The sequence below is a fragment of the Agromyces sp. Marseille-Q5079 genome (assembly GCF_051016555.1).
In the GTDB taxonomy this organism is placed as follows: domain Bacteria; phylum Actinomycetota; class Actinomycetes; order Actinomycetales; family Microbacteriaceae; genus Agromyces.
The window spans coordinates 172,357-195,075 of sequence record NZ_JBPEJF010000008.1 but is presented as its reverse complement, the minus strand read 5'-3'; the positions used below and the strand labels follow the sequence as shown (position 1 = coordinate 195,075).

20 protein-coding genes are annotated in these 22,719 nt (G+C 70.1%); 13 read left to right on the top strand and 7 right to left on the bottom strand.

Annotation, left to right across the window (positions count from 1 at the left end; genetic code table 11):
- The 5 genes from ACR3IO_RS16820 to ACR3IO_RS16800 all read left to right on the top strand — a co-directional run.
- Positions 1-511: lyase family protein (locus ACR3IO_RS16820; RefSeq protein WP_434072379.1), on the top strand; the 511-nt coding region annotated here is incomplete at its 5' end.
- Positions 508-1,758, top strand: a complete 1,251-nt coding sequence (pcaC, locus tag ACR3IO_RS16815; protein ID WP_434072378.1) for a 4-carboxymuconolactone decarboxylase — start codon at positions 508-510, stop codon at positions 1,756-1,758. The genes ACR3IO_RS16820 and pcaC, both read left to right, overlap by 4 nt.
- A gap of 11 nt (positions 1,759-1,769) precedes the next feature.
- Positions 1,770-2,597, top strand: coding sequence for a CoA transferase subunit A (locus tag ACR3IO_RS16810; protein WP_434072377.1), 828 nt, complete (start codon positions 1,770-1,772; stop codon positions 2,595-2,597).
- Positions 2,597-3,250, top strand: a complete 654-nt coding sequence (locus ACR3IO_RS16805; RefSeq protein ID WP_434072376.1) for a CoA transferase subunit B — start codon at positions 2,597-2,599, stop codon at positions 3,248-3,250. The genes ACR3IO_RS16810 and ACR3IO_RS16805 overlap by 1 nt, the downstream gene beginning before the upstream one ends.
- Positions 3,250-4,461 (top strand): acetyl-CoA C-acetyltransferase, encoded by a 1,212-nt coding sequence (locus ACR3IO_RS16800; protein ID WP_434072375.1) that lies wholly within the window; start codon positions 3,250-3,252, stop codon positions 4,459-4,461. The genes ACR3IO_RS16805 and ACR3IO_RS16800 overlap by 1 nt, the downstream gene beginning before the upstream one ends.
- A 72-nt stretch (positions 4,462-4,533) precedes the next feature.
- Here the strand turns inward: ACR3IO_RS16800 and ACR3IO_RS16795 are convergent, their stop codons facing one another.
- The gene (locus ACR3IO_RS16795) at positions 4,534-5,517 is read right to left on the bottom strand and encodes a diacylglycerol/lipid kinase family protein (RefSeq protein ID WP_434072374.1); all 984 of its coding nucleotides are present in this window, start codon (positions 5,515-5,517) and stop codon (positions 4,534-4,536) included.
- A gap of 128 nt (positions 5,518-5,645) precedes the next feature.
- The gene (locus tag ACR3IO_RS16790; RefSeq protein WP_434072373.1) at positions 5,646-6,608 is read right to left on the bottom strand and encodes a LacI family DNA-binding transcriptional regulator; all 963 of its coding nucleotides are present in this window, start codon (positions 6,606-6,608) and stop codon (positions 5,646-5,648) included.
- A 115-nt stretch (positions 6,609-6,723) separates the two neighbouring features.
- Here ACR3IO_RS16790 and ACR3IO_RS16785 point away from each other — a divergent pair, with 115 nt between their 5' ends.
- The 5 genes from ACR3IO_RS16785 (at position 6,724) to ACR3IO_RS16765 (ending at position 15,022) form a co-directional block, all read left to right on the top strand.
- Entirely contained in the window at positions 6,724-9,159 is a 2,436-nt protein-coding gene (locus ACR3IO_RS16785) for a glycoside hydrolase family 2 TIM barrel-domain containing protein (protein WP_434072372.1), read from the top strand.
- 41 nt (positions 9,160-9,200) lie between these two features.
- Entirely contained in the window at positions 9,201-10,544 is a 1,344-nt protein-coding gene (locus tag ACR3IO_RS16780; RefSeq protein ID WP_434072371.1) for an MFS transporter, read from the top strand.
- A 76-nt stretch (positions 10,545-10,620) separates the two neighbouring features.
- Positions 10,621-12,702: a hypothetical protein gene (locus ACR3IO_RS16775; protein WP_434072370.1), complete on the top strand. Its 2,082-nt coding sequence runs from the start codon at positions 10,621-10,623 to the stop codon at positions 12,700-12,702.
- Positions 12,693-13,949, top strand: coding sequence for a glycoside hydrolase family 1 protein (locus ACR3IO_RS16770; protein ID WP_434072369.1), 1,257 nt, complete (start codon positions 12,693-12,695; stop codon positions 13,947-13,949). The genes ACR3IO_RS16775 and ACR3IO_RS16770 overlap by 10 nt, the downstream gene beginning before the upstream one ends.
- Entirely contained in the window at positions 13,946-15,022 is a 1,077-nt protein-coding gene (locus tag ACR3IO_RS16765; protein WP_434072368.1) for a family 43 glycosylhydrolase, read from the top strand. The genes ACR3IO_RS16770 and ACR3IO_RS16765 overlap by 4 nt, the downstream gene beginning before the upstream one ends.
- A gap of 42 nt (positions 15,023-15,064) precedes the next feature.
- On the opposite strand, the gene ACR3IO_RS16760 is transcribed toward ACR3IO_RS16765, so the two are convergent.
- Positions 15,065-16,018: a PQQ-binding-like beta-propeller repeat protein gene (locus tag ACR3IO_RS16760; RefSeq protein WP_434072367.1), complete on the bottom strand. Its 954-nt coding sequence runs from the start codon at positions 16,016-16,018 to the stop codon at positions 15,065-15,067.
- Between the two features lie 180 nt (positions 16,019-16,198).
- On the opposite strand from ACR3IO_RS16760, the gene ACR3IO_RS16755 reads away from it, so the two are divergent.
- From ACR3IO_RS16755 to ACR3IO_RS16745, 3 genes are all read left to right on the top strand, one after another.
- Positions 16,199-17,173, top strand: coding sequence for a ThuA domain-containing protein (locus ACR3IO_RS16755; protein WP_434072366.1), 975 nt, complete (start codon positions 16,199-16,201; stop codon positions 17,171-17,173).
- Between the two features lie 168 nt (positions 17,174-17,341).
- The gene (locus ACR3IO_RS16750; RefSeq protein ID WP_434072365.1) at positions 17,342-18,082 is read left to right on the top strand and encodes an IclR family transcriptional regulator; all 741 of its coding nucleotides are present in this window, start codon (positions 17,342-17,344) and stop codon (positions 18,080-18,082) included.
- A 3-nt stretch (positions 18,083-18,085) separates the two neighbouring features.
- Complete coding sequence (locus ACR3IO_RS16745; RefSeq protein ID WP_434072364.1) at positions 18,086-18,841, top strand: IclR family transcriptional regulator; 756 nt, start codon at positions 18,086-18,088, stop codon at positions 18,839-18,841.
- A 21-nt stretch (positions 18,842-18,862) separates the two neighbouring features.
- Here the strand turns inward: ACR3IO_RS16745 and ACR3IO_RS16740 are convergent, their stop codons facing one another.
- From ACR3IO_RS16740 to ACR3IO_RS16725, 4 genes are read right to left on the bottom strand one after another with little or no spacing between them, the layout of a single operon-like run.
- Positions 18,863-19,534 carry a TetR family transcriptional regulator gene (locus tag ACR3IO_RS16740; RefSeq protein WP_434072363.1) on the bottom strand — a complete coding sequence of 224 codons (672 nt, stop codon included), beginning with the start codon at positions 19,532-19,534 and terminating at the stop codon, positions 18,863-18,865.
- On the bottom strand, positions 19,531-20,460 hold the full coding sequence (locus tag ACR3IO_RS16735; RefSeq protein WP_434072362.1) for a shikimate dehydrogenase: 930 nt from the start codon (positions 20,458-20,460) through the stop codon (positions 19,531-19,533). The genes ACR3IO_RS16740 and ACR3IO_RS16735 overlap by 4 nt, the downstream gene beginning before the upstream one ends.
- Entirely contained in the window at positions 20,457-20,759 is a 303-nt protein-coding gene (locus ACR3IO_RS16730) for a Dabb family protein (protein WP_434072361.1), read from the bottom strand. The genes ACR3IO_RS16735 and ACR3IO_RS16730 overlap by 4 nt, the downstream gene beginning before the upstream one ends.
- Complete coding sequence (locus ACR3IO_RS16725) at positions 20,756-22,603, bottom strand: bifunctional sugar phosphate isomerase/epimerase/4-hydroxyphenylpyruvate dioxygenase family protein (protein ID WP_434072360.1); 1,848 nt, start codon at positions 22,601-22,603, stop codon at positions 20,756-20,758. The genes ACR3IO_RS16730 and ACR3IO_RS16725 overlap by 4 nt, the downstream gene beginning before the upstream one ends.
- Positions 22,604-22,719: the final 116 nt, after the last annotated feature.

Here is a 22,719-nt window from a genome sequence, read left to right as displayed (position 1 = left end):
CGCCGAGCGCACGCCAGTGCTCGCCGTCGCCTCGGCGGCCGCGAGCGCGGTCGCCGCGCTCGGCCGCATCGCGAACGACGTGACGTTCCTCTCGCGCGAGGAGGTCGGCGAGGTGCGTCTGGCCGGCGGCGGCGGTTCGTCCGCGATGCCGCACAAGCGCAATCCGGTCGACGCGGTCGCGATCACCGCGGCGGCGGTCGAGTCACCGGGCCTGCTGCAGGTCGTCGCCTCCGCGGCGCTCGCAGGCGACGAACGATCGGCGGGCCGCTGGCACGCGGAGTGGTCGTCGTCGCGCCGACTCGCCCGACTGGCCCGGTCCGCCGCGGGACGCGCCGTCCGACTCGTCGAGACCCTCTCGTTCGATCGCGACCGCGCCGCGCAGATCCTGGCGACGTCGGGCGCGGCCGGCGAGCGCCCCGACCGCGAGGTCCTCGTCGCGGCATCCGACCGCATCGTCGATCGGGCCCTCGACCGATTCGCCGCCGTCTCCGAAGGGGGCCCGCGCCCATGACCGTTCCACGCCTGCTCGGCTCGTTCGCCCCCGGCGCCGCGCCGGCCGCATCGAACCCGCTCCTCGTGCTGCTGCCCTCGCTCGGCACGACGACCGCGCTCTGGGACGGCGTCGTCGGCGCGCTGCGGGCGGACCCGCGCACCGAGGGCCTCCGGATCCTCCGAATCGACCTGCCGGGTCACGGCGCGAGCCCGGCCGCGACGGGCCCGTTCACGATCGCCGACCTCGCCGTGGCCGTGCTCGCGGTCGTCGACGAGGCCGGCGGCGGGGCGTTCCACGTCGCGGGCGTCTCGCTCGGCGGCGTCGTCGCGTTGGAACTCGCGGTCGGGCACCCCGATCGCGTGCAGGGACTCGTGATGAGCTGCAGCGGCTCGCGCATCGGCACGGCCGACAGTTGGGCGGCCCGTGCCGCGGCCGTGCGCGCCGGCGGCACCGCGTCGCTCGTGACCGGGAGCGCTGCGCGCTGGTTCGCTCCCGGCTTCCTCGATCGCGACGCCGGCGGCCCCGGGGCGAGCACGCTCGGCGCGCTCGTCGACGTCGACGACGAGTCCTACGCGCGCTGCGCGGAGGCGCTCGGCACGTTCGATCGCACGCGCGACCTGGCGTCGCTCGCGGTGCCGACCCTCGCGCTCAGCGGCGAGCACGACGCCGTCACGACGCCGGCCTCGATGCAGGACCTCGCCGACGACATTCCCGGTGGGCGCCACGTCGCGCTCGACGGGGCATCCCACCTCGCGGTGCTCGAGGAGCCGCAGGCCGCGGCCGAGCTCATCGCCGAGCACCTCGCGTCCATCGAACGGGCGGCCGCGGCATCCGTCGCCCACGAACGCGGCATGCGGGTTCGGCGAGCCGTGCTCGGCAACGCGCATGTCGACCGCGCCGTGGCGGGCACGACCCCCGAGACGGCGGCGTTCCAGGACTTCATCACCCGGTATGCGTGGGGGGAGGTCTGGGCCCGACCCGGCCTCACCCGCAGGGAACGCTCGATCGCGACGCTCGCGAGCCTCACGACCGGCGGCCATGAGCACGAGATCGCCATGCACGTGCGCGCCGCCCTCACCAACGGCCTCACGCGCGAGGAGATCTCGGAGGTGCTGCTGCACACCGCGCTCTACGCGGGACTGCCCGCGGCGAACTCGGCCCTCGCGATCGCACGCACGGTCTTCGCCGAAGCGGATGCCGCGGCCGACGCCGGGCCGGATGCCTCGACCTCGGCCGCATCGCCGACCCCCTCCTCGAACGACTGAACCGGAGCACCATGGACAAGACCTTCGCGACGGCCGCTGATGCGGTCGCCGACATCCCTTCGGGCGCCTCGCTCGCCGTCGGGGGCTTCGGCCTCTCGGGCGTGCCGATCGTGACGATCCGCGCCCTGCTCGCCCGTGGGGTGGGCGATCTCGAGGTCGTGTCGAACAACTGCGGCGTCGACGGATGGGGCCTGGGGGAGTTGCTCGCCGCGGGTCGGATCCGCAAGGTGATCGCGTCCTACATCGGGGAGAACAAGGAGTTCGCCCGCCAGTACCTCGGCGGTGAGGTCGAGGTCGAGCTGACCCCGCAGGGCACGCTGGCCGAGCGGCTCCGCGCGGGCGGGGTCGGCATCCCCGCGTTCTACACGGCGACCGGCGCCGGCACTGCGGTCTCCGACGGCGGGATGCCGCTGCGCTACGCCGCCGACGGGTCGGTCGCGCTGGCGTCCGACCCGAAGGAGCTGCGGCCGTTCGAGGCGTTCGGCCGCACCCGGGAGTACGTGCTCGAGCGGGCGATCAGCACCGACTACGGGTTCGTGCGCGCCGCGGTCGGCGACCGGCACGGCAACCTGCGCTTCGAGAAGTCGACCCGGAACTTCAATCCCCTCGCGGGCATGGCCGGTCGCATCACGATCGCCGAGGTCGACGAGCTCGTCGAGCCGGGCGTGCTCGGCCCCGACGACATCCACCTGCCCGGCATCTACGTCGACCGGGTCGTCGTGCTCACCGCCGAGCAGGCGACCGAGCTGCCGATCGAGAAGACGACCGTGCGGCCCCGGCCCGCGGCATCCGGAACCGCCGTCGACCCTGCCGGCGCCGCGAACGAGGAGACCCGCTGATGCCCCTGTCGCGTGACGAGATGGCCGCCCGTGCCGCCCGCGAGCTCGAGGACGGCACGTACGTGAACCTCGGCATCGGCCTGCCGACGTTGATCCCCAACCACCTGCCCGAGGGCGTCGAGGTCGTGCTGCACTCCGAGAACGGCATCCTCGGCGTCGGCCCCTACCCGTGGGAGGGCGAGGCGGACCCGAAGCTCATCAACGCCGGCAAGGAGACCGTGACCGTGCTGCCCGGTGCAGCGTACTTCGATTCGGCGGCGAGCTTCGGCATGATCCGCGGCGGGCGCATCACGACCGCCGTGCTCGGCGCCATGCAGGTCTCGCAGGGCGGGGACATCGCGAACTGGGCGGTGCCCGGCAAGATGGTCAAGGGCATGGGCGGCGCCATGGACCTCGTGAACGGCGCCGAGCGCGTGATCGTGGTCATGGAGCACGTCGCCAAGGACGGCACGGCCAAGCTCGTCCAGCAGTGCACGCTGCCGCTCACCGGCAAGGCGTGCGTGGACCGCATCATCACCGACCTCGCGGTGTTCGACGTCACCGACCAGGGGTTCGTGCTCGTCGAGCTCGCCCCCGGCGTCAGCGTCGAGCAGGTGACGGATGCCACGGGCGCGCCATTCACGGTCGCCGAAGACCTCGCCGTGGGCGCCTGATGCCCGAGCTCCGCGACGTCGTCGTCTGCGCACCCCTGCGCACCCCGGTGGGACGCATGGGCGGCGCCCTCGCGCCCGTCGCCGCCCTCGACCTCGCCACCACGGTCCTGCGCGCGCTCGTCGAACGGACCGGCCTCGACCCCGCCGCGGTGGACGGGGTGATCGGCGCCCAGGGCTACCCGACCATGGAGGCGCCCGCGCTCGGACGCGTCGCCGCCCTCGACGCCGGATTCCCCGTCGAGACCACCGGCTACCAGCTCGACCGTCGCTGCGGCTCGGGGCTGCAGGCCGTAGTGAACGCCGCGATGGAGGTGCAGACCGGCGTCGCCGACACCGTGATCGCGCTCGGCGTGGAATCGATGTCGAACGCGCCCCTCTACACGGTCGAGGGTCGTCGGGGCGTGACGGGGGCCGGCCTGATGCTGCACGACGCCCTCGCGCGCGGTCGCGAGACCGTCGGCGGCCACCGCTTCCCGACGCCCGACGGCAACGTCGGCTCGGCCGAACTGCTGCGCGCCGAGTACGGCATCTCCCGCGAGGCGCAGGATGCGTTCGCGCTCCGCTCGCACCGACGGGCCGTCGCCGCACAGGAGTCGGGCGCCTTCGACGCCGAGCTCGTGCCCGTCGTGGTGCCGTCGCGCCGCGGCGACGTCGTCGTCGACCGCGACGAGCACCCGCGCGCCGACAGCAGCCTCGACGCACTCGCAGCGCTGCGGCCGATCCTGCGACGCGATCCCGACGCGACCGTCACGGCCGGCAACTCCAGCGGGCAGAACGACGCCGCGGCCGCGTGCATCGTCACGACCCAGGCCCGCGCCGCCGAGCTCGGACTCGAGCCCATGCTCCGGCTCGTCTCCTGGGCGGTCGCCGGCAACGACCCGCTGCGCTTCGGCGTCGCCCCGGTGCCCGCGACGAACCTCGCGCTCGCGCGCGCCGGCATCCGGCTCGAGGACCTCGACGTGATCGAGCTCAACGAGGCCTTCGCCGTGCAGGTGCTCGCGTGCCTCGCCGACTGGGGGATCGACGCCGAGGACCGGCGCCTGAACCCGCGCGGCAGCGGCATCTCGATCGGCCACCCCATCGGGGCCACCGGCATCCGCATGCTCGCGACCCTCGCGCACGAACTCGTCGACCTCGATCGCGAACTCGCGGTCGAGACCATGTGCATCGGCGGCGGCCAGGCGCTCGCGGCGGTGTTCGCGCGGGCCTGATCCGGCCCTCAGCTCGGTGCCGCGAGCGTGGCGGTCAGGCGTCCCCGCCGTTCGACCGCCCGCCGCCCGGCTCTAGGCGGCCGCATCCGCGGCGTCGGCCGCACTCTGCGGCATCCGCACGAGCAGGCCGCCCGGGTCGAGCGTCGCCCGCATGGCCGTCGCCTCACCGAAGGCGTCGCCGTCGAGCTCGATCTTCTCCGGCCGTCCGAAGGTCGCGTCGACGGACTCGCTCGTCTCGTAGTGGAGCGGCCGGATGGGCTTGGCATCGCCGAGCAGCCGGCGACCGGTGCTCGTGCGCCGGAGGATGCCGTTCTCCCAGGCCACGCGGACCCAGATGCGCAGCCAGCCGAGCGCCCCCTCGGGGCGGAGCATCACGATGTCCAGCATCCCGTCATCGATGACGGCGTCGGGCAGCAGCATCATGTTGGCCGGCAGGGTGCCGCAGTTGCCGACGATGAACGTGTGCACGGCCGCACGATGGATGCTGCCCGATGCGAGGCGGTACCGCACGTGGAGCTCGTTTCCGTCGCGCAGCGACGTCGCGATCGACTGCACGTAGGCGAGCCAGCCGGCGCGCTTCTTGAGGGCGGGGTCGGTGTTCTCGATCATCTGGGCGTCGATGCCCAGGCCGGCCATGACGAGGAACGCGCGGCGCTCGAGGTCGCCGTTCGGCCGACGCAGGCGGATGAGGCCGACATCGATCGGCCGGTCCACCCCGGCGAACACGGCCTCGACGGACTGCTCGAGGTCGCCGAGTTCGAGTCCGAGGTTGCGGGCGAGGAGGTTCCCGGTGCCGGAGGGGAGCAGGGCGAGCGGGATGCCGGAACCGCGCAGGCCCTCGGCCACCGCGCGCACGGTTCCGTCGCCTCCGGCGGCGACCACCACATCGACCTTCTCCGCCGTCGCCGTCGTGGCGGGACCCTCGCCGGGGTCCTCCTCCGTGGTCTCCAGCCAGAGCGAGGCATCCCAGCCGTGTCGCGCTTCGGCCGACGCGAACGCGGCCTTCACATCATCGAGTTCGATCTTGATCGGGTTGTAGATGACGGCTGCGCGCATGCCGCAACACTAGACGCACGGTGGAGGCGCCGTCCGGTCCGCACCCGCTCGCGCCGCGGACGGGCGCGACGTCAGATCGAATCGCCGCCGGATGCGGAGGCGGCCGACACGGCGCGCGGGAGCGCCGATCAGGCCGTCCCTCGCGGCACCAGCGCGAACTTCACGTCCATGAGCTCTCGGTCGTCGGTCGATTCGCCCAGCCCCTGGAGGGCTGCGGTGATGAGGTTGTACGCCGCCGCGCGCTGGTCGTAGCCGACTGTGGAGAGCGGCGGGATGGTGACCGCGGAGAGGGGAGTGTGGTCCATGCCAACGAACCCGACGTCGGCGGGTACGGCCCAGCCGCGGATCGTGGCCGCTGACAGCAACGCGGTCGCGACGTCATCGTTGTAGCAGACGATGCCCGCCCCGGGGAGCTCGAGGGAGTCGATCGCCTCGAGCGCGTCGTGGGGATCGATTCCCAGGCGGACGATCACCGGCTCGGGCAGCCCGCGTTCTGCGCACACCCGCCGCACGCCCGCTTCTCGCCCCTCGCCGAACGGGTCCAGTCGGGCATCCTGGAGATGCGCGAACACGAGTCGTGTGAAGCCGCGGTCGGCGAGGTGACGAGCCTGCAGAGCACCGATCTCGACGTTGGGATCGATGCGGTCCTTCGATGAGGAATCCGGATCGAATGCCATGACGCCGCGACTCTTCAGCAAATCGAGTTCCGCTCGGGAGAACGGGGTGAGGGAGATCACCGCGCGCGGCTTCATGCCCGTGACCACGCGATCCAGTGGTGCCGTGGATTCGGTGGCGAGGTGCAGCAGCAGCGTCAGCCCGCGTGAGGCCAGCTCTTCGGTCGCCGCCTGGAAGATGTCCTGCAGGTTGCCGCCGAACGTGGTGTACGGGATGACGGCGATCACGATGTCGCTGGATCCCTTGGCGAGGGTGCGTCCGGCAGCCGAGGGCTGGTAGCCGAGTTCGGTCGCGGCACGGGTGACGCGCTCGCGCGTCTCGGTGGCGAATCGCTGGCCGCGCCCGTTCAGGATCTGGCTGACCGTCGCGCGCGACACTCCTGCGCGCCGTGCCACATCCTCACTCGTTGCAATCACGTATTACAGCATATCGGCGGGAGTTGACGCGCGTTACTAATTGTGGTTACGTACTCAGGTAACGCGCGATACCCAATCGCCGACCATCCTCACAACGACGTACTGGAGCCACCACATGACCCGCGAGATCTTCACCACAGGCTGGAGCTTCCGGCCCAAGGTCACGGCCTTCATGGAGCTCGGCGGCTCGGCGGCCTCGGCATGGGCGGATGTGACGCTTCCGCACGATGCGCTGATCGGAGCGGAACGCCGAGCGGATGTCCCTCGCGGCGAGACCAGCGGTCACTTCCCGGGCGGCGCGTTCGAGTACCGGAAGACCTTCCACGCAGCTTCGGAGCTGCGCGGAAGCCGGATCCTGCTCGAGTTCGATGGCGTGTACCGCGACGCCGCCGTCTTCGTCAACGGCAACCTCGCCGGCCAACGGGCGTTCGGGTACTCGCGGTTCTTCGTGCAGATCGACCCCTACCTCCAGTTCGGTGCCGACAATGAGATCCGCGTCGAGTGCCGCACCCACCTCGACAGCCGGTGGTACGCCGGCGCCGGCATCTACCGCGACGTGCACCTCGTCGTGAAGAACCCCGTGCACATCGCCACCGACGGGGTGGTCGTGACGACTCCCGACATCGAGTCCGACCGTGCCGTGGTGGAGATCGCGGTGGAGGTTCAGAACTCGAGCGCCCTGACCTCCGTTCTCGAGCTGACCGCCGACGTCGCCGGCCCGGACGGCGCATCCGTCGCGACCGCACGCTCGCCGATCACGCTCCTTCCCGGCACGCGAGGCACGGCACGCCTGCGCGCGTACGTCCCCACGCCGGCCCTCTGGAGCGTCGAGGCGCCGAACCTGTACTCGCTCCAGCTGGCGCTCCGCGAGGGGGAGCGCGTCCTCGATGATCACTCCGCCTCCTTCGGCATCCGTTCGCTCCAGCTCGACCCGCAGCGGGGACTGCGCATCAACGGCGTGAGCACGAAGCTGCGCGGCGCGTGCATCCACTCGGACAACGGCCCGCTGGGCGCGGTCTCCATGCGCGCCGCCGAGGAGCGCAAGGTCGCCCGCCTCAAGGAGGCCGGCTTCAACGCCATCCGCAGCGCCCACAACCCGATGAGCACCGCCCTGCTCGAGGCCTGCGACAGGCTCGGAATGCTCGTCATGGACGAGACCTTCGACATGTGGACCCAGGGCAAGAGCGACTTCGACTACGCGTTCGACTTCCCGGAGTGGTGGGAGCGTGACGTCGAAGCGATGGTCGCCCGGGACATCAACCACCCCAGCGTGATCTTCTACTCGATCGGCAACGAGATCCCCGAGACGGGCAGCCCGATCGGTTCGACCTGGGGCCGGCGCCTCGCCGAGAAGGTGCGCTCACTCGACAGCACCCGGTACGTGACCAACGGCATCAACGGCTTCGTGTCGATGATCGACACGATCGTGCCCCAGATGCAGGCGAGACGGGATGCCGCGGCGGCCGCACCCGAGGGCGGCGTGAACACCATGATGGCCGGGTTCGGCCAGATGATGAGCCACATCCAGACGTCCGCACCGGCGACGCAACGCACCGAGGAGTCGTACGCCGTGCTCGACGTGGCGGGCATGAACTACGCCGAGGCCCGCTACGAACTCGACCGCGAGCTGTTCCCCGACCGCATCATCGTGGGCACGGAGACCTGGCCGACCTCGATCGTCGGCAACTGGGAGCTCGTCAAGGACAACGGCCACGTCATCGGCGACTTCACCTGGACCGGATGGGACTACCTGGGCGAGACCGGCATCGGTGCGACCCGGTACTCGGACTCCGGTCAGTCCGGGTTCTCGGGCGGATTCCCCGAACTGACGGCATGGTGCGGCGATATCGACATCGTCGGCAACCGCCGACCCGTGTCGTACTTCCGCGAGATCGTCTTCGGCCTGCGCTCCGACCCGTTCATCGCCGTCCACCCGCCCGAGAACCACGGTCGCGAGATCGCCGTGGCGACGCCGTGGGCGTGGGGCGACGCGATCGCGAGCTGGACCTGGTCGGGCGCCGACGGCCTGCCCGTCACCGTCGACGTGTACAGCGATGCCGACGAGATCGAGCTGCTGCTCGACGGGGCGACGATCGGTCGGTCGCGGGTCGAGGGCTTCCGGGCGGCGATCGAGACGACCTACCGCCCGGGCACGCTGACGGCGGTGGCCTACGTGGAGGGTGCCGAGTCCGGCCGCGTCGAGCTCACCACGGCCGGCACGTCGCTCGTGCTGGAGGCGGAGCCCGACCGGCAGGCCCTCCGCGCAGACGGAACGGACCTCGGATACCTCGCCATCGCGCTGACCGACGAGAACGGAGTCGTGCGCAACGGCGTCGCCCGCTCCGTCACGGTCGCCGTCGAGGGACCCGCCATCCTCCAGGCGCTCGGCAGCGGCAATCCGGTGACGACCGAGTCATTCCGGGCCGCCACGCACACCACGTTCGACGGACGTGCCCTCGCGATCGTCCGTCCGACCGGAGCCGGCGAGATCACCGTCACCGCGATGGCCGACGGCTGCCCGCCGGCCGTCACCACCCTGATCGCCCGCTGACGCACGACCCCCAACCTGCAACACCGACAAAGGAGTCCACGATGAACACCACAGACGACCAGCCGCCCGTACCCTCGAACGGTGCCTTCCCGCTCGGGAGCGCATCAACGGCCGAGGACGTCGAGCAGCTCGATGCCGCCGCCGGCGGAGGCGCAGACCGCCCCAGGGTCAGCGCAGCCTTCATCACCCTTCTCGCGCTCGGCCTGTTCGGCACCTACCTCGCGTTCGTCACCCCGATCGCGATCTCCTTGGCGATCCGGGTCAATGCGCTCGCCCCCGACAACGCCGAGTACCTGGGTGTCGTGCTCGGGTTCGGCTCGCTGGCGGCACTGCTGAGCGGCCCGCTCGCGGGTCAGCTCTCCGACCGTACTCGCTCGCGGTGGGGTCGCCGCCGGCCGTGGCTCGTCGGCGGCATCCTCGTCGGCCTCATCGGCCTTGCCGTCATGGCCGCCTCGCCGGCGGTGCTCGGTCTGGGCATCGGCTGGGTCATCGCGCAGATCGGCCTCAACTCGACGGTGAACACCTTCGGCACCATCCAGGCCGATAAGCTCCCCGAGAACCAGCGCGGCAAGGTCGGAGCCATCACCGGCTTCGCCACCATGGTCGCCCCGGTCTTCGGCGCCGTCTTCGGTGGCACCGTCGCCAACCAGCCCTTCCTCCTCTTCCTCATCCCGGGCGCCATCGGCCTGGTCGTCGTGCTGATCTTCGTCGCGTACTACAAGGACGCCGACAGCCGCAGCATCACATTCGACTCGCCGTTGACCGCCAAGGTTCTCATCTCGAAGTACGTCTTCAACCCGAAGCAGTACCCGGACTTCGCCTGGAACTGGCTCGGCCGCTTCCTGTTCTTCTTCGGACTCACCCTCAACACCAGCTACACGGCCTTCTTCTTCGCGGAACGGCTCAGCATCCCGGTCGACGAGATCGGCGGGACCGTGGCAACGGTCGGCGGAATCGGCATCCTCGGCACGATCGCCGGCGTGTTCCTCGGTGGGTTCCTCTCCGACAAGCTCCGTCGCCGCAAGCCCTTCGTGCTGGGCTCCGGCATCCTGTTCGGCATCGGCGCACTCGTGATGGTCGCTGCCCCTGACCTCACGCTCCTCCTCGTCGGATCCCTGTTGTGCAACATCAGCATCGGCGTCTTCTCCGCCGTCGACCAGGCCCTCTTCCTCGATGTGCTCCCCGAGCGCGACACCGAGGCCGGCCGCTTCGTCAACATCATCCAGCTCGCGAACGTGCTCGCACAGGCCATCGCGCCCTTCATTGCCGCAGCAGCCCTGGCGCTGATCACGACCGGCGACCGGTACGCGGTGATCTACGTCGCCGCAGCCGTCTTCACCGTCGTGGGCGGCCTCGTGATCCTGAAGGTCAAGGCCGTTCGCTGACCACGTTGCGGCCGGGTTCGCCTCCGGCCCGGCCGCACGCATCGTTCAGACGCGTCGAACCCCGAGAAAGGCCGCCATGCCCCACGCCGACCGCCCGATCGACCGCCGAGCCGTCGTGCAGCGCCACGACGTGATGCTCACGGCCCCCGACCCCGAGTCCGTGCTCACGGTCGGCAACGGCGACTTCGCTTACACCGCGGACATCACCGGAATGCAGACGTTCACGGCATTCCACGACCAGGCCGCCGCGATCATGCAGGGGCGTGCCGCCATCAACACGGCGACCATGAGCACCTGGGGGTGGCACGAGATGCCGAACCCCGACGGGTTCGTGCTCGAGGACGCCATGTCGGAGCACACCACCACGCGTGGCGTCGTGCGCTACCCCGACCGGCACGACATGGAAGGCGCGATGCGCGGCCAGGTCTCCGACGAGAACCGGCCGGGTGCCTGGCTCAATGCGAACCCGCAACGTCTCGACCTCGGCCGTGTCGGACTCTCGTTCCACGACGCGAACGGGTCGCAGGTCGACGTCGGACCCGACGCCCTGACCGACACCGTGCAGCACCTCGATCTGTGGTCGGGCACGATCACCAGCCGGTTCCGCTACGACGACGAGACCGTCGCGGTCACGACCGTGGCGGCCCCGGATGACTCGACGGTCGCATTCCGCATCGAATCCCCGCTCCTCGGCGACGGCCGACTGCGCATCACGCTGCGGTTCCCCTACGCGCATCCGGGCTTCTTCCAGACCTCGGACTGGCAGAACCCCGACCGCCACACCTCGACACTCACGGTCGGCGGAACGACGGCCGCGATCGCGAGACAACTCGACGCGACCGCCTACGTCGTGATGCTGGATACCGGTGGTGCAACGCTCACCCAGACGGCGCCGCACGACTTCGAACTGCTCACGGATGCCGAATCACTCGACGTCGTCGTGCGCTTCGCCCAGGACGATGGGGGAGAGCTCCCGTCATTCGACGTCGTCGCACTGGCCGCAGCCGAGTCGTGGGAGCGTTTCTGGCGCTCCGGGGCGGCGATCGACTTCCACGACACGGCCGATGAGCGGGCGCACGAACTCGAACGCCGGGTCGTGCTCTCGCAGTACCTCACCGCCGTCAACTCGGCCGGCGTCATGCCGCCCGCCGAGACGGGACTGACCACGAACTCCTGGTCGGGCAAGGCCCACCTCGAGATGCACTTCTGGCACGCGGCCCACTTCGCGACCTGGGGTCGACCGGAGCTCCTCGAACGCAGCCTCGGCTGGTATCTCTCGATCCTTCCCCAGGCACGGGCCACGGCGGCAGGGCAGGGATACCCGGGAGCGCGATGGCCCAAGCAGGTCGGTCCGGACGGCCGTGAGAGCCCCGACCCGATCGGCTCGTTCCTCGTCTGGCAGCAGCCGCACGTGCTGTACCTGCTCGAACTGATCTGGCGCGCATCCACTCCCGAGAAGCGCCGCGCCCTGGCTCTCGAGTTCACCGGGCTCGTGGAGGAGACGGCGACGTTCATGGCCGCCTTCGCCGCCGAGCGCGACGGGGCATTCCACCTGTTGCCGCCGATCATGCCGGCGCAGGAGTTCTACGACGTGACGACAACCGAAGACCCCACCTACGAGCTCGCGTCGTGGTGGTGGGGACTCGAGATCGCCCAGCTCTGGCGGGAGCGCGCCGGGCTGCTGCGGCGACCCGAGTGGTCGACCGTGCAGGACGGGCTCGCCCGACCCCATGTCGAGGACGGCCACTACACGGCGATCGCCACCGAGCCGTACCTGCGTCGCGACGACCACCCCGCCCTCCTCGCGGCGCTCGGCGTCGTCCCACCCACTCCGATCATCGATCCCGCGATCATGACGGCGACCCTCCTCGACGTGCTACGGAACTGGGAATGGCCGACGGCGTGGGGTTGGGACTTCCCCGTCATGGCGATGTCCGCGTCGCGTCTGGGCCGCCCTGACATCGCGATCGACGCTCTGCTGCGCGACGAGGTCAAGAACCGATTCACCGTCGTCGGACACAACGCCCAGATGGGATCCATCCTCCCGATCTACCTGCCCGGCAACGGCTCGCTCCTCGCGGCCGTCTCCATGCTGGCAACCACCGGCTTCCCCGATTCGTGGGACGTCGCAACCGAAGGATTCGTGCCATGGCCGTGAACGCCGACAGCGTCTTTCCGCAGGGCTTCCTGTGGGGAGCATCGTGCGCGCCGCATCAGAACGAGGGCAACAACCTCAACAGCGACATGTGGGCCCTGGAGCAGCTGCCCGGCTCGTCGTTCGCCGAGCGCAGCGGCGATTCCGTCGACTTCTACCACCGGTGGAGGGAGGACGTCGACCTGCTGAAATCGCTCGGCCTGAACGCCTTCCGCTTCGGCATCGAGTGGGCGAGGGTCGAACCGGTGCGAGGCGAGTTCTCGGCCGCCGAGCTCGCCCACTACCGGCGGATCATCGACTACTGCCTCGAGCAGGGCGTCGAGCCCGTCGTGACCCTCCACCACTTCTCGAGCCCGTTGTGGTTCGTCCAAGCAGGTGGGTGGGGCTCTCCTGAGGCGGTCGACCGTTTCGGTGACTACGTCGAGGCGGTCTGCCCGATCCTCGACGGCGTCACCTGGGTGGCGACGATCAACGAGCCGAACATGTTCGCCGTCATGTACCAGATGTCGATTCCGCTGCAGTACCCGGACCCCGCGGCCGTGCTCGCCCACATGGGCGCTGCACGGTCGGCGGCCGAGGGTGAAGCCGGTCTCAACGCCTTCTCGATGCCCGAACCGAAGGACGAGGCCGCGCAGACCATGCTGCGCGCACACGCCCGAGCGCGCGACATCCTGCGGAAGAGAACATCGGCCAAGGTCGGATGGACGATCGCCATCCAGAGCCTCGTCGCACGTGAGGGGTACGAGGACAAGCTCGACCACTACCAGCGGGTGTGGGAGGACACCTACCTCGAGGCGTCGCGCGATGACGACTGGGTGGGCGTGCAGTCGTACACGAGCCAGCTCGTCGGCCCAGATGGCCTGGAAGGCGCCCCCGAGGGTGCCGAACTCACCCAGACCGCCTGGGCCTACCGGCCCGACGCCCTCGAGATCGCCCTGCGCCGCGCGTGGGAGGTGACCGGCGGCATCCCCCTGATCGTGACGGAGAACGGCATCGCCACGGGGGACGACCGACGGCGGGTCGACTACACCACCGGCGCGCTCCACGGTGTGGCGCAGACCCTGGCGGACGGGCTCGATGTGCGCGGCTACCTGCACTGGACCTTCATCGACAACTTCGAGTGGGTGCACGGCTACGCCATCACGTTCGGTCTCGTCGCCGTGGACCGCACCACGTTCGAACGAACGCCGAAGGACAGCGCGCGGTGGCTCGGCCGCGTTGCCGCGACGAACGGAGCCGGCCTCTCATGACGTACGACACGATCCGCCCCGGTCAGCCGTGGCTCGACACCAACGGGAACCGTATCCAAGCCCACGGCGGATCCGTGTTCTTCGAGGACGGTGTCTTCACCTGGTACGGCGAGAACAAGGAGCACACGACACCGGGCAGCGGCAGCTGGCACTGGGGTGTTCGGGCTTACGCCTCCACCGACCTCTACAACTGGGACGACCTCGGCCTCATCATCCCCCCGGTGCTGGACGACCCGAACTCGCCCCTGCATCCCGCCCAGAAGATGGACCGCCCCCACATCATCTTCAACGAGGCGACCGGCACGTACGTCTGCTGGCTCAAGGTCATGGGGGAGGGCGCCCACGACACCCAGGCCTCGACCGTGCTCACCTCGGACTCGCTGCTCGGCCCCTACGAGATCGTCCGAACCGGACTGACTCCGCTGGGGATGAGCGCGGGCGACTTCGACCTCGTCGTCGATCCCGTCACGAAGAAGGCGTACTCCTACTTCGAGAAGGTGCACACCGACCTCATCTGCGCGGAGCTCACCGACGACTACACCGATGTGTCGGGGGAGTACTCGACGCACTTCCCCCACCCGAGCCCGCCGTTCACTCGCGAGGCGCCCGCCCACTTCGAGCGGAACGGCACCCACTACCTGGTCACCTCCGGCTCGACGGGGTACTTCCCGAACTTCTCCGAATTCGCGAGCGCGCCCGACTACCACGGGCCGTGGACGGTGCTGGGTGACGCGCATCCGGATGACCCGAGTCGCACCTCGTTCGGTTCGCAGATCAGCTGCGTGTTCAAGCACCCGCACAAGCGCGACCTCTACATCGCACTGGCCGACCGATGGCTGCCGCAGTTGCCGGACGACATGCCCAACGTCTACGACAGCGTCGCGGCCATGGCGCAGGGGGCCGCTCGTCCGGAGATGACGCCCGAGCAGGCCGCGAGCATGGCTGCCGTGACGGCTGCTGGACGCGGGGAGAACACCGCGATCGCGGACTACGTCTGGCTCCCCATCCGCTTCGATGCGGGTGTGCCACGCATCGACTGGCACGACGAGTGGCGCATCGAGGACTTCGACTAGCCATTCCATCACCTGTGGCGGAGCGACTCCGATGACGAGGGCTCAGGCGGGCCGGTCATCCGGGGCGGGACGGCGGCTCCAGGCCATGCCGTCGGGTCGGCGGCCCGTCGGAATCCGGCGCAGGAGCCGCCCCGAGCGGATGTCGACCTCGACGACGCACCCGGCGGCGTCACAGGCGGTGTACGCGCGCACGCCGTCGGGGTGGAGCACGATCGCCTGGGGATGATCCGGCGTCGCGACGCGATGCACGACCTCGCCGGAACGGCGATCGAGGACCGCGATTTCCGAGGCCGTCCGCAGTGCGACCACGAGGTGCGAACCGTCGGCCGTCACCGCCGTGCCGAAGCCGATCGAGGGCAGGTCGATCCACGCGACGCGCTCGACGCGCTCCGTGTCGATGACGGCGAGGCGAGGCGAGTGTTGATCGGCCGTGTAGGCGAATCGCCCACCGGGTTCGAGGCAGATGCGATTCACCGTGTCGGCGACCTCCACGACACCGAGGAGCCTGCCGGATGGGATGTCGATGACGCTGACGCTTCCCGGGCCCACGTTCGCGGTCACGAGGCGATCGCCGTCGAGGCTGACCGCGAAGGTGTGGGACTCGGCCCGTCCGGTCGGCAGCCGGGCGACGGCGCGGAGGGTGTGCCGGTCGAACACGGTGACGGACTCGTCGAGTTCGGTGGAGACGACCACGCGACCGTTCGCGAGCAGGGTCGCCTGGTGCGGGCGGCTCGGGAAGTCCAGGTCGATCCCGCCGACGCGTTCGAACGCCGCGAGATCGACGATGTCGACCCGCCGGCCGTCGGTTCCAGGAGATCCGACGGGCGCGTCGCTGTACACGGGCAGGTAGGCCAGCCGCCCGTCCGAACGCGCGACGACCTCATGCGGTGCGACGCCGGATGCGGCCACCGTGCCCGCGAGCGCCGCCGTCTCCAGGTCGTGCACCTGGAGCGTGCAGTCGTCCTTGCAGACGACGAGCAGTCGTCCTTCCTCCATGGCGCCTCCTCGCTCCAGTGAAGGGCACGACGACGGCTCTGTCCACGACCTGCGTCCGACCGGCTTACTGGGTGGGACGAGCTTTGCCGCGCGGCTCCGGAGAAGCCTAGATTCGCAGCAACTTCGGGCCGAACGCGCTCGGCGCACCCGGGGTCAGCACGAACGATCAAAGGAGATCACATGAAATCCCTCATACGCTCCGGAGCCGCGCTCGTCGCCGCGGCAGCGCTCGGGGCCGGCATGGCGCTCGGCGGAGTGGCCCTCGACCGCGGCAACGGCAACGGCAACGGGCACGGCAACGGCGGCCAGAAGGTCACGGCCGAGGAGATGTACCTCGACGAGATCAAGGACTACGGCGTGTGCCGCGGCACCGACCCCGAGTGCTACCACGAGTGGGGCAACGGCTGGGTCGAGGGCGAGCAGAAGCGCATCTTCGTCTGGAGTCGCACCGCCGGCCCGCGTCACGCCCACCTCGGCACGCCGCTGGCGCCCGGTCTCAATCCGCCGCTGAACGCCGACAACGTCGCCCAGCTCGCGCTCAAGGCGTGGGCCGAGGAACGCGGCATCGCGGTCGACTACACGGAGGACCTCGCGAGCTTCAGCCGCCTGAACAACTATCAGGCGGTCGTGTTCCTGGGCTCGAACCGCGACACCCTCGACGACACCGCGCAGACGACGCTCATGCAGTACATCCGCGGTGGTGGCGGCTTCGTGGGCATCCACAACGCCTTCGGTGCCGAGTACCACTGGCCGTACTACGAGGGCCTCCTGGGAGGAGCGAACTTCTACAACCACGGCCCGAACCGAGCGGGCACGGTCGAGCGGATCAACCCGAACGACGTCTCCACCGCGTTCATGCCCGAGACCTGGGCCTTCAAGGACGAGTGGTACAACCTCGTGCCGTACCCGAGCTACGTCAACGTGCTGCTCGAGGTCGACCAGGCGACGAGCGAGGCGACCCCTGCGGGCCACGGCGAATCCCACCCGGTCAGCTGGTGCCAGTACTACGACGGCGGTCGGTCGTGGTTGACGACGCTCGGCCATGACGTGGCGGCCTGGACCGACGCGCCGCTGGCCGGCGACGAGTTCTTCAAGCAGCACGTGATGGAGGGCCTCGAGAGCGCCATGGGCATCAAGCCGTTCTGCGCCGTCTGACGATCGATCCCGAGGAGGCAGTCCGAGAGGGCCTGGACCGCACGCGGTCCGGGTCCTTCTCGGCGTCGGGGCGGGGCCTCATCGGGCTCCGTCCCACTGAATGGGATCATCGCGGCCGTGATGCCGGGCGTGCTTGCCACCCACTCGGGGGGGACGGATACTGCACTCATGCGATCCGCCCTCGAAGGTGAGCCGGTGTGCGTGCTCGACCGGATCCTCGCCATCCTCGACACCGTCCGAGAATCGCACGGGTCGACCACGATCACCCAGCTCGCCCAGGCGACCGGCATCCCGAAATCGACGGTCTCCCGACTCGTCGGCGACCTCGTTCGGCAGCGCTACCTGATGCGCACCCGGGACGGCGTCGTCATCGGGCTGAGGCTGTTCGAGCTCGGCGCACGGGCGAGCACCCCCAAGCGCCTCATCGTCGCGGCGATGCCGGTGCTGGCGCAGCTGTTCAACGCCACCGGCGAGCACCTGAACGTCGCCGTGCAGGAAGGACGCGACATGCTCTCCGTGATCTCGGTGCGAGGCCGGTTGCGACCGGTCCCGTCGCGGGCGGGGGTTCGCGTGCCCTCGGTCACGACGGCGCTCGGAAAGGCGGCCCTGGCGTTCACGGAGGACGAGGCGGTCCTCGGCAGCGTGATGCTCGGCCTCGACCCGCGGAGACGCCGGCTCCTGGAACGTGAACTGGCGGCCATTCGCATGGACGGGGTGGCCATCGACCGATGCGAGACGTTCCCCGGCGTGGTGGGCGTGGCGAGCCCGGTCCTCTCGCCGGACGGGATGCCGGTGGCGGCGATCTCCGTTGCGGGGCCGGTGACGGACATGGATGCGAACCGGATGATGCCGCTGGTGCGGCACGCCGGACTCGCGCTCACGCATCGGCTCGGACCGCAGGCGGCCTGAGCGATGGCACGCGCTGCGGCGATCGACACGCTGGGGGTCCTCGATCGCATGACGGCCATCCTCGAAGCCTTCGATCAGGACGACCGCGGGCTCGGCATCTCGGAACTCGCGATGCGCGCGGGCCTTCCCAAGTCCACCGTCTCCCGGCTGGTCACGACGCTCGTGCGCCAGAGCTACCTCGAACGGGACGGCAGGCGGATCCACCTGGGCCTGCGCGTGTTCGAGCTGGGACAACTCGCCGCACAGCCGAGGGACCTCCGGGCCGCCGCGATGCCGGTGATGGCGGAACTGCGCCACGCGACGCACGAGACCGTCCACCTGGCCATCCGCGACCGACACGAGATGGTCTGCATCGCCGTCCTGCGCGCACGCCCGGGGACCCCGACGTCCGCCCGCACCGGAGGGCGGCTTCCCATCCATGCCACCGCGCTGGGCAAGGCGGTGCTCGCGTACGCATCCGCCTCCGTGATCGACGAGATCCTCTCCTCGGGACTCGAGGCGCGGACCTCGCAGTCGATCACCGATCCGGCGGTGCTGAGGCGACAGCTCGGCGCCATCCGACAGGGCGGCCTCGCCCTCGACGTGGAGGAGTTCGCCCCCGGGGTGGCGTGCGCGGCCCGTGCGGTGTTCGCGCCCTCGGGCGCCCTGGTGGCGGCGCTCTCCGTCTCGGGGAACGCGGACGGGTTCGAACCTGCACGGTTCGAACCGGCGATCCGGGTCGCGGCACTGAGCCTTGCGAACCGTCTCGCGCCCGGATGACCGGGAGCGGGGTGACACCGGTCAGCGCTCGCCGCGGTCGCCTCGATCGGTCATCGTCGCGACGACCATGTCGCCGATGAGCCGTCGGTGCGAGTCCTGGAGCGTGGGAGCGAGCATGTCCCGGTCGAAGATGGCGGCGAACGTGTGCCGGTTGGCGACATGGAAGCAGGCGTAGGCGCTGATGATCATGTGCACGTCGACCGCGTCGACGTCGTCGCGGAAGATGCCGTCGCGCACCCCGCGCTCGATGACCTGCTCGAGCAGGGTGATGGCCGTGACGTTCTCGCGCAGGATCGTCTCGGACTGACGCAGGTGCTCCGCGCGGTGGATGTTCTCGATGCTGACGAGCTGGATGAACGCCTGGTGCGTCGTGTGATGGTCGTACGTCGCCTCCGCGAGGGTTCGCAGCGCCTCGTCGGGTGACAGCTCGTCGATGTGGATGCCGCGCTCGACCCGACGGATCTGCGCGTACACGCGCTCGAGGACCGCGAGGTAGAGCCCCTCCTTCGAGCCGAAGTAGTAGTAGATCATGCGCTTCGTCGTGCGCGTGCGCGCGGCGATCTCGTCGACCCGCGCCCCGGCGTAGCCGTTCGCCGCGAACTCGGCGGTGGCGACCTCGAGGATGTCGCCCTGGGTGCGGATGGCGCGGTCGGTCATCCCGGTGTCCTGCACATCGCTCAGCCGATCGGTCATTGCGAGCTCCCTCCAGCCCCGGACTGCTCCTCAGCGCTGACGAGCGCACGGAAGTGGCGTTCCATCCGATCACGATCCGGCGCCAGGCCCGTGATGATTCGGAGACTAGCGCATGCCTGGCCCACGGCCATGCGTCCGCCGTCGAGCACGGGATGCCCTCGCTCGGCAGCCCGGCGCACGAGCTCGGTCTCGAGCGGGCGGTAGACGACGTCGGACACCCACGCACCCTCCCGCAGCAACTCGACGTCGAACGCGATGCCCGGGTGGTGGAGCATGCCGAGCGGGGTCGCATGGACGACGCCGCTCGCCCGCGGGATGGCCTCCGAGAGCTCGTCGCGCTTCAGCGTCACGATGTGCTGCGCCGGGAAGTGCGCCCGCATGCGTGCAGCGAGGTCCTCGGTGCGGGTCTCGTCCACGTCGGACAACTCCAGCCGCTCGGTGCCCGCCGCGAGGAGTGCGTACGCGGTCGCGGCGCCCGCGCCGCCGCATCCGATCTGCAGGACGCGCTCGAGGGACGCATCCGGCAGGCCGGTGGTCAGGCCGTCGCGGTATCCCATCCAGTCGGTGTTGTATCCGACGAGGCGATCGTCGGCCAGGACGACGAGGTTCACGGCACCCAGGTGCGCTGCATCCGTGTCCAGCTCATCGACGAGGTCGAGGACGAGTTGCTTGCACGGGTGGGTGATGTTCATCGCGCTGAAGCCGGCCGACCGGGCGTCGGCGAGGATGGCTCCGACATCCGTCGCCGGCCTGCCGAGCTCGATGAGGTCCAGGATGCGGTACTCGTAGTCGAGTCCCATCTCACGGGCCTCCACCTCGTGCATCGCCGGCGTCAGGGACGCGGTGATGCCCTCGCCGATGAGGCCGACGAGGAACGGCCCGTTCGGAACGGGAGTCGCGCCGAGGGCGCGCGTCGCGGCGGTCACGGCGCGTCCGGGATCTCGAAGTCGACCGTCGCGAGCGAGAGCTTCACGGGTGCCGAGATCCGCAGCACCTCGGCGTGTGCCGGATGCCGCGTGTAGGCCGCCAACCCGTCGAGGTCGTCGAAGTCGGCGACGATCGCGAGATCGTGCGAGGCCGGGCCCCCGAGCACGTCGGGGCCGACGCTCATGCTCCGCAGCTCGGGGACCTGTTCCGGCAGCGCCCGCAGGAGCGACATCCATCGCTCCCGCTCGGCCGGAGCGAATTCGGGGACGAATCGAAAGACGGCGACGTGTCGGATCACGCGGGTTCCCCCTCGTTCGCGGAGTGGCGATGCCGGTACTGGGAGGCGAGCCTGACGGGCGCGTTGAGCGCACCGTAACCCGCGTACGCGCCGCGTCGCTCGACCACCTCGAGGAACACGGTCCCGACCGGGTGCGTGTAGAAGTGCAGGAACTCACCGGACTCGTCGCGGTCGTACATGACGTTCAGTTCCCTGAGCCCGTCCAGCAGGGCAGGATCGAGCGCGAAGCGCGCCTCGAGGTCGTCGTAGTAGTTCGCCGGGATGTCGAGCGGCCGGAATCCCCGCTCTCGCGAGGCCCGGGCGAACGAGAGGACGTCGGATGTCGCGAACGCGACGTGCTGGGGGAGGATCGCATCCTCGCTCGCCCCGGACGGGACCAGGTTGAGTGCGATCCGGAGCACGCCGTCGTCGCTTCGGAGCACCTGGCTGCGCACGAGCCCGACCGGGGCCGCGACGTCGATCGACGCCTCGGCGTGCAGGTCCAGCACCGCGTGGAAGAAGAGCACCGCCGCATCGAAGTACTGCCAGGGCTGGGCGAGGTTGACGTGGTCGACCCGGTCGATCATGGGGGATTCCTCGGGCGGCGGGCTGCCGAACTCGTCCACCCACTTCGGCTCGGTCGTTCCCTCGGCGCCGAAGAACACCTCGGACCCGTCGGGCGCCCGAACGCCGACGAGGGGTTCGTCGCCCGCCGCCTCATCCCTGGGGACGTCGGGGGCGAAGAGGTCCCTCGCGCGCCGTAGGGCCGTGGCGGGGTCGCTCACGGAGAGGCCGATGCCGGCCACCGTCGGCTGCGGACGCGTCGAGTCGGGCGCACCGAGCACGATGCGTGCATCGCCCTGCGACCAGAGCTCGACCGCCTTGGTCCGATGCGTCCCACGCGAGTTGAAGCCCAGTTGCCGCAGCAGGCGCCTGAGTTCCGGCAGCTCGCGGGTGCGCAGTTCCACGTAGTTCACGTCGGCCGGCGGCGCGACGGAGGGGAGGGCGTCCGTCGTCATCTGGACGGCACGTCCGCCTCGGGTGGGGCCCAGCGACGAGGCCGTCTCGTGCTCGAGCCAGCGCAGCGAGCGGCGCGCGTGGAGCGCGGTGGCGAAGGGATCCGACTGGCGGAACGTGTCGTTGAAGATCTCGAGCGAGACGGGGCCGTCGTACCCCGTGCGGGCGAGGTGGCCCATGAACGTGCCGAGGTCGAAACCGCCCTCGCCGGGGAAGAGCCGATGGTGCCGGCTCCAGGAGAGCACGTCCATCGACAGGAGCGGGGCATCCGCCATCTGGACGAAGAAGATCTTCTCGGCCGGGATGGTCTCGATCGCCTCGGGATCGTGCCCCTTCGAGAGGATGTGGAAGCTGTCGAGGCAGAGGCCGACGCGGGGGTGATCGCTGAGGCGCACGATGCGAGCAGCCGCCTCGTAGCTGTCGACGAATCGCCCCCAGGCGAGCGCCTCGTAGGCGATGCGGACTCCGAAGCGCTCGGCGGCGTCGCCGAGCAGTCGCAATTGCGCCGCAGCGAGGTGTTCGTCACCGCTGCGCGCCGTCGCGACGTTGCTGCACAGCAGCATGGTCTCGATGCCGAGGCGGTTCATCAGCGCGAACTTCGCCCTCGCCCGACGAAGGTTCGGCTCAAGGAGCTCGGGGCCGACGCCCTCGAAGTCGCGGAAGGGCTGGTAGAGGTCGAGGGACAGGCCGAGTTGCTCGGCGCGGGCGCGGATGGCCTCGGGCGACTGGGGAGCGGCCACCAGGTCGGGTTCGAAGATCTCGACTCCATCGAATCCGGCCTCGCGCGCGGCGACGAGCTTCTGATCGAGCGTGCCGCTCAGGCAGACCGTGGCGATCGACGTGCGCATGGTGCCTTTCTGCGGCAACCGACGCTGGCGTCCGCGGGATTCTCGAAACAGCATTGCAGAGATCTGTACTAACTAGTACGTTCGATTTGAAGGATGATCGACGACGATTCAATCCG

Coding starts and splice junctions, on each gene's coding strand:
- ACR3IO_RS16810 (WP_434072377.1), top strand. CDS start 1,770: ATGGACAAGACCTTCGCGACGGCCGCTGATGCGGTCGCCGACATCCCT.
- ACR3IO_RS16755 (WP_434072366.1), top strand. CDS start 16,199: ATGAAATCCCTCATACGCTCCGGAGCCGCGCTCGTCGCCGCGGCAGCG.
- ACR3IO_RS16780 (WP_434072371.1), top strand. CDS start 9,201: ATGAACACCACAGACGACCAGCCGCCCGTACCCTCGAACGGTGCCTTC.
- ACR3IO_RS16725 (WP_434072360.1), bottom strand. CDS start 22,603: ATGCGCACGTCGATCGCCACGGTCTGCCTGAGCGGCACGCTCGATCAG.
- ACR3IO_RS16750 (WP_434072365.1), top strand. CDS start 17,342: ATGCGATCCGCCCTCGAAGGTGAGCCGGTGTGCGTGCTCGACCGGATC.
- ACR3IO_RS16800 (WP_434072375.1), top strand. CDS start 3,250: ATGCCCGAGCTCCGCGACGTCGTCGTCTGCGCACCCCTGCGCACCCCG.
- ACR3IO_RS16795 (WP_434072374.1), bottom strand. CDS start 5,517: ATGCGCGCAGCCGTCATCTACAACCCGATCAAGATCGAACTCGATGAT.
- ACR3IO_RS16760 (WP_434072367.1), bottom strand. CDS start 16,018: ATGGAGGAAGGACGACTGCTCGTCGTCTGCAAGGACGACTGCACGCTC.
- ACR3IO_RS16740 (WP_434072363.1), bottom strand. CDS start 19,534: ATGACCGATCGGCTGAGCGATGTGCAGGACACCGGGATGACCGACCGC.
- ACR3IO_RS16770 (WP_434072369.1), top strand. CDS start 12,693: ATGGCCGTGAACGCCGACAGCGTCTTTCCGCAGGGCTTCCTGTGGGGA.
- pcaC (WP_434072378.1), top strand. CDS start 508: ATGACCGTTCCACGCCTGCTCGGCTCGTTCGCCCCCGGCGCCGCGCCG.
- ACR3IO_RS16775 (WP_434072370.1), top strand. CDS start 10,621: ATGCCCCACGCCGACCGCCCGATCGACCGCCGAGCCGTCGTGCAGCGC.
- ACR3IO_RS16785 (WP_434072372.1), top strand. CDS start 6,724: ATGACCCGCGAGATCTTCACCACAGGCTGGAGCTTCCGGCCCAAGGTC.
- ACR3IO_RS16765 (WP_434072368.1), top strand. CDS start 13,946: ATGACGTACGACACGATCCGCCCCGGTCAGCCGTGGCTCGACACCAAC.
- ACR3IO_RS16745 (WP_434072364.1), top strand. CDS start 18,086: ATGGCACGCGCTGCGGCGATCGACACGCTGGGGGTCCTCGATCGCATG.
- ACR3IO_RS16805 (WP_434072376.1), top strand. CDS start 2,597: ATGCCCCTGTCGCGTGACGAGATGGCCGCCCGTGCCGCCCGCGAGCTC.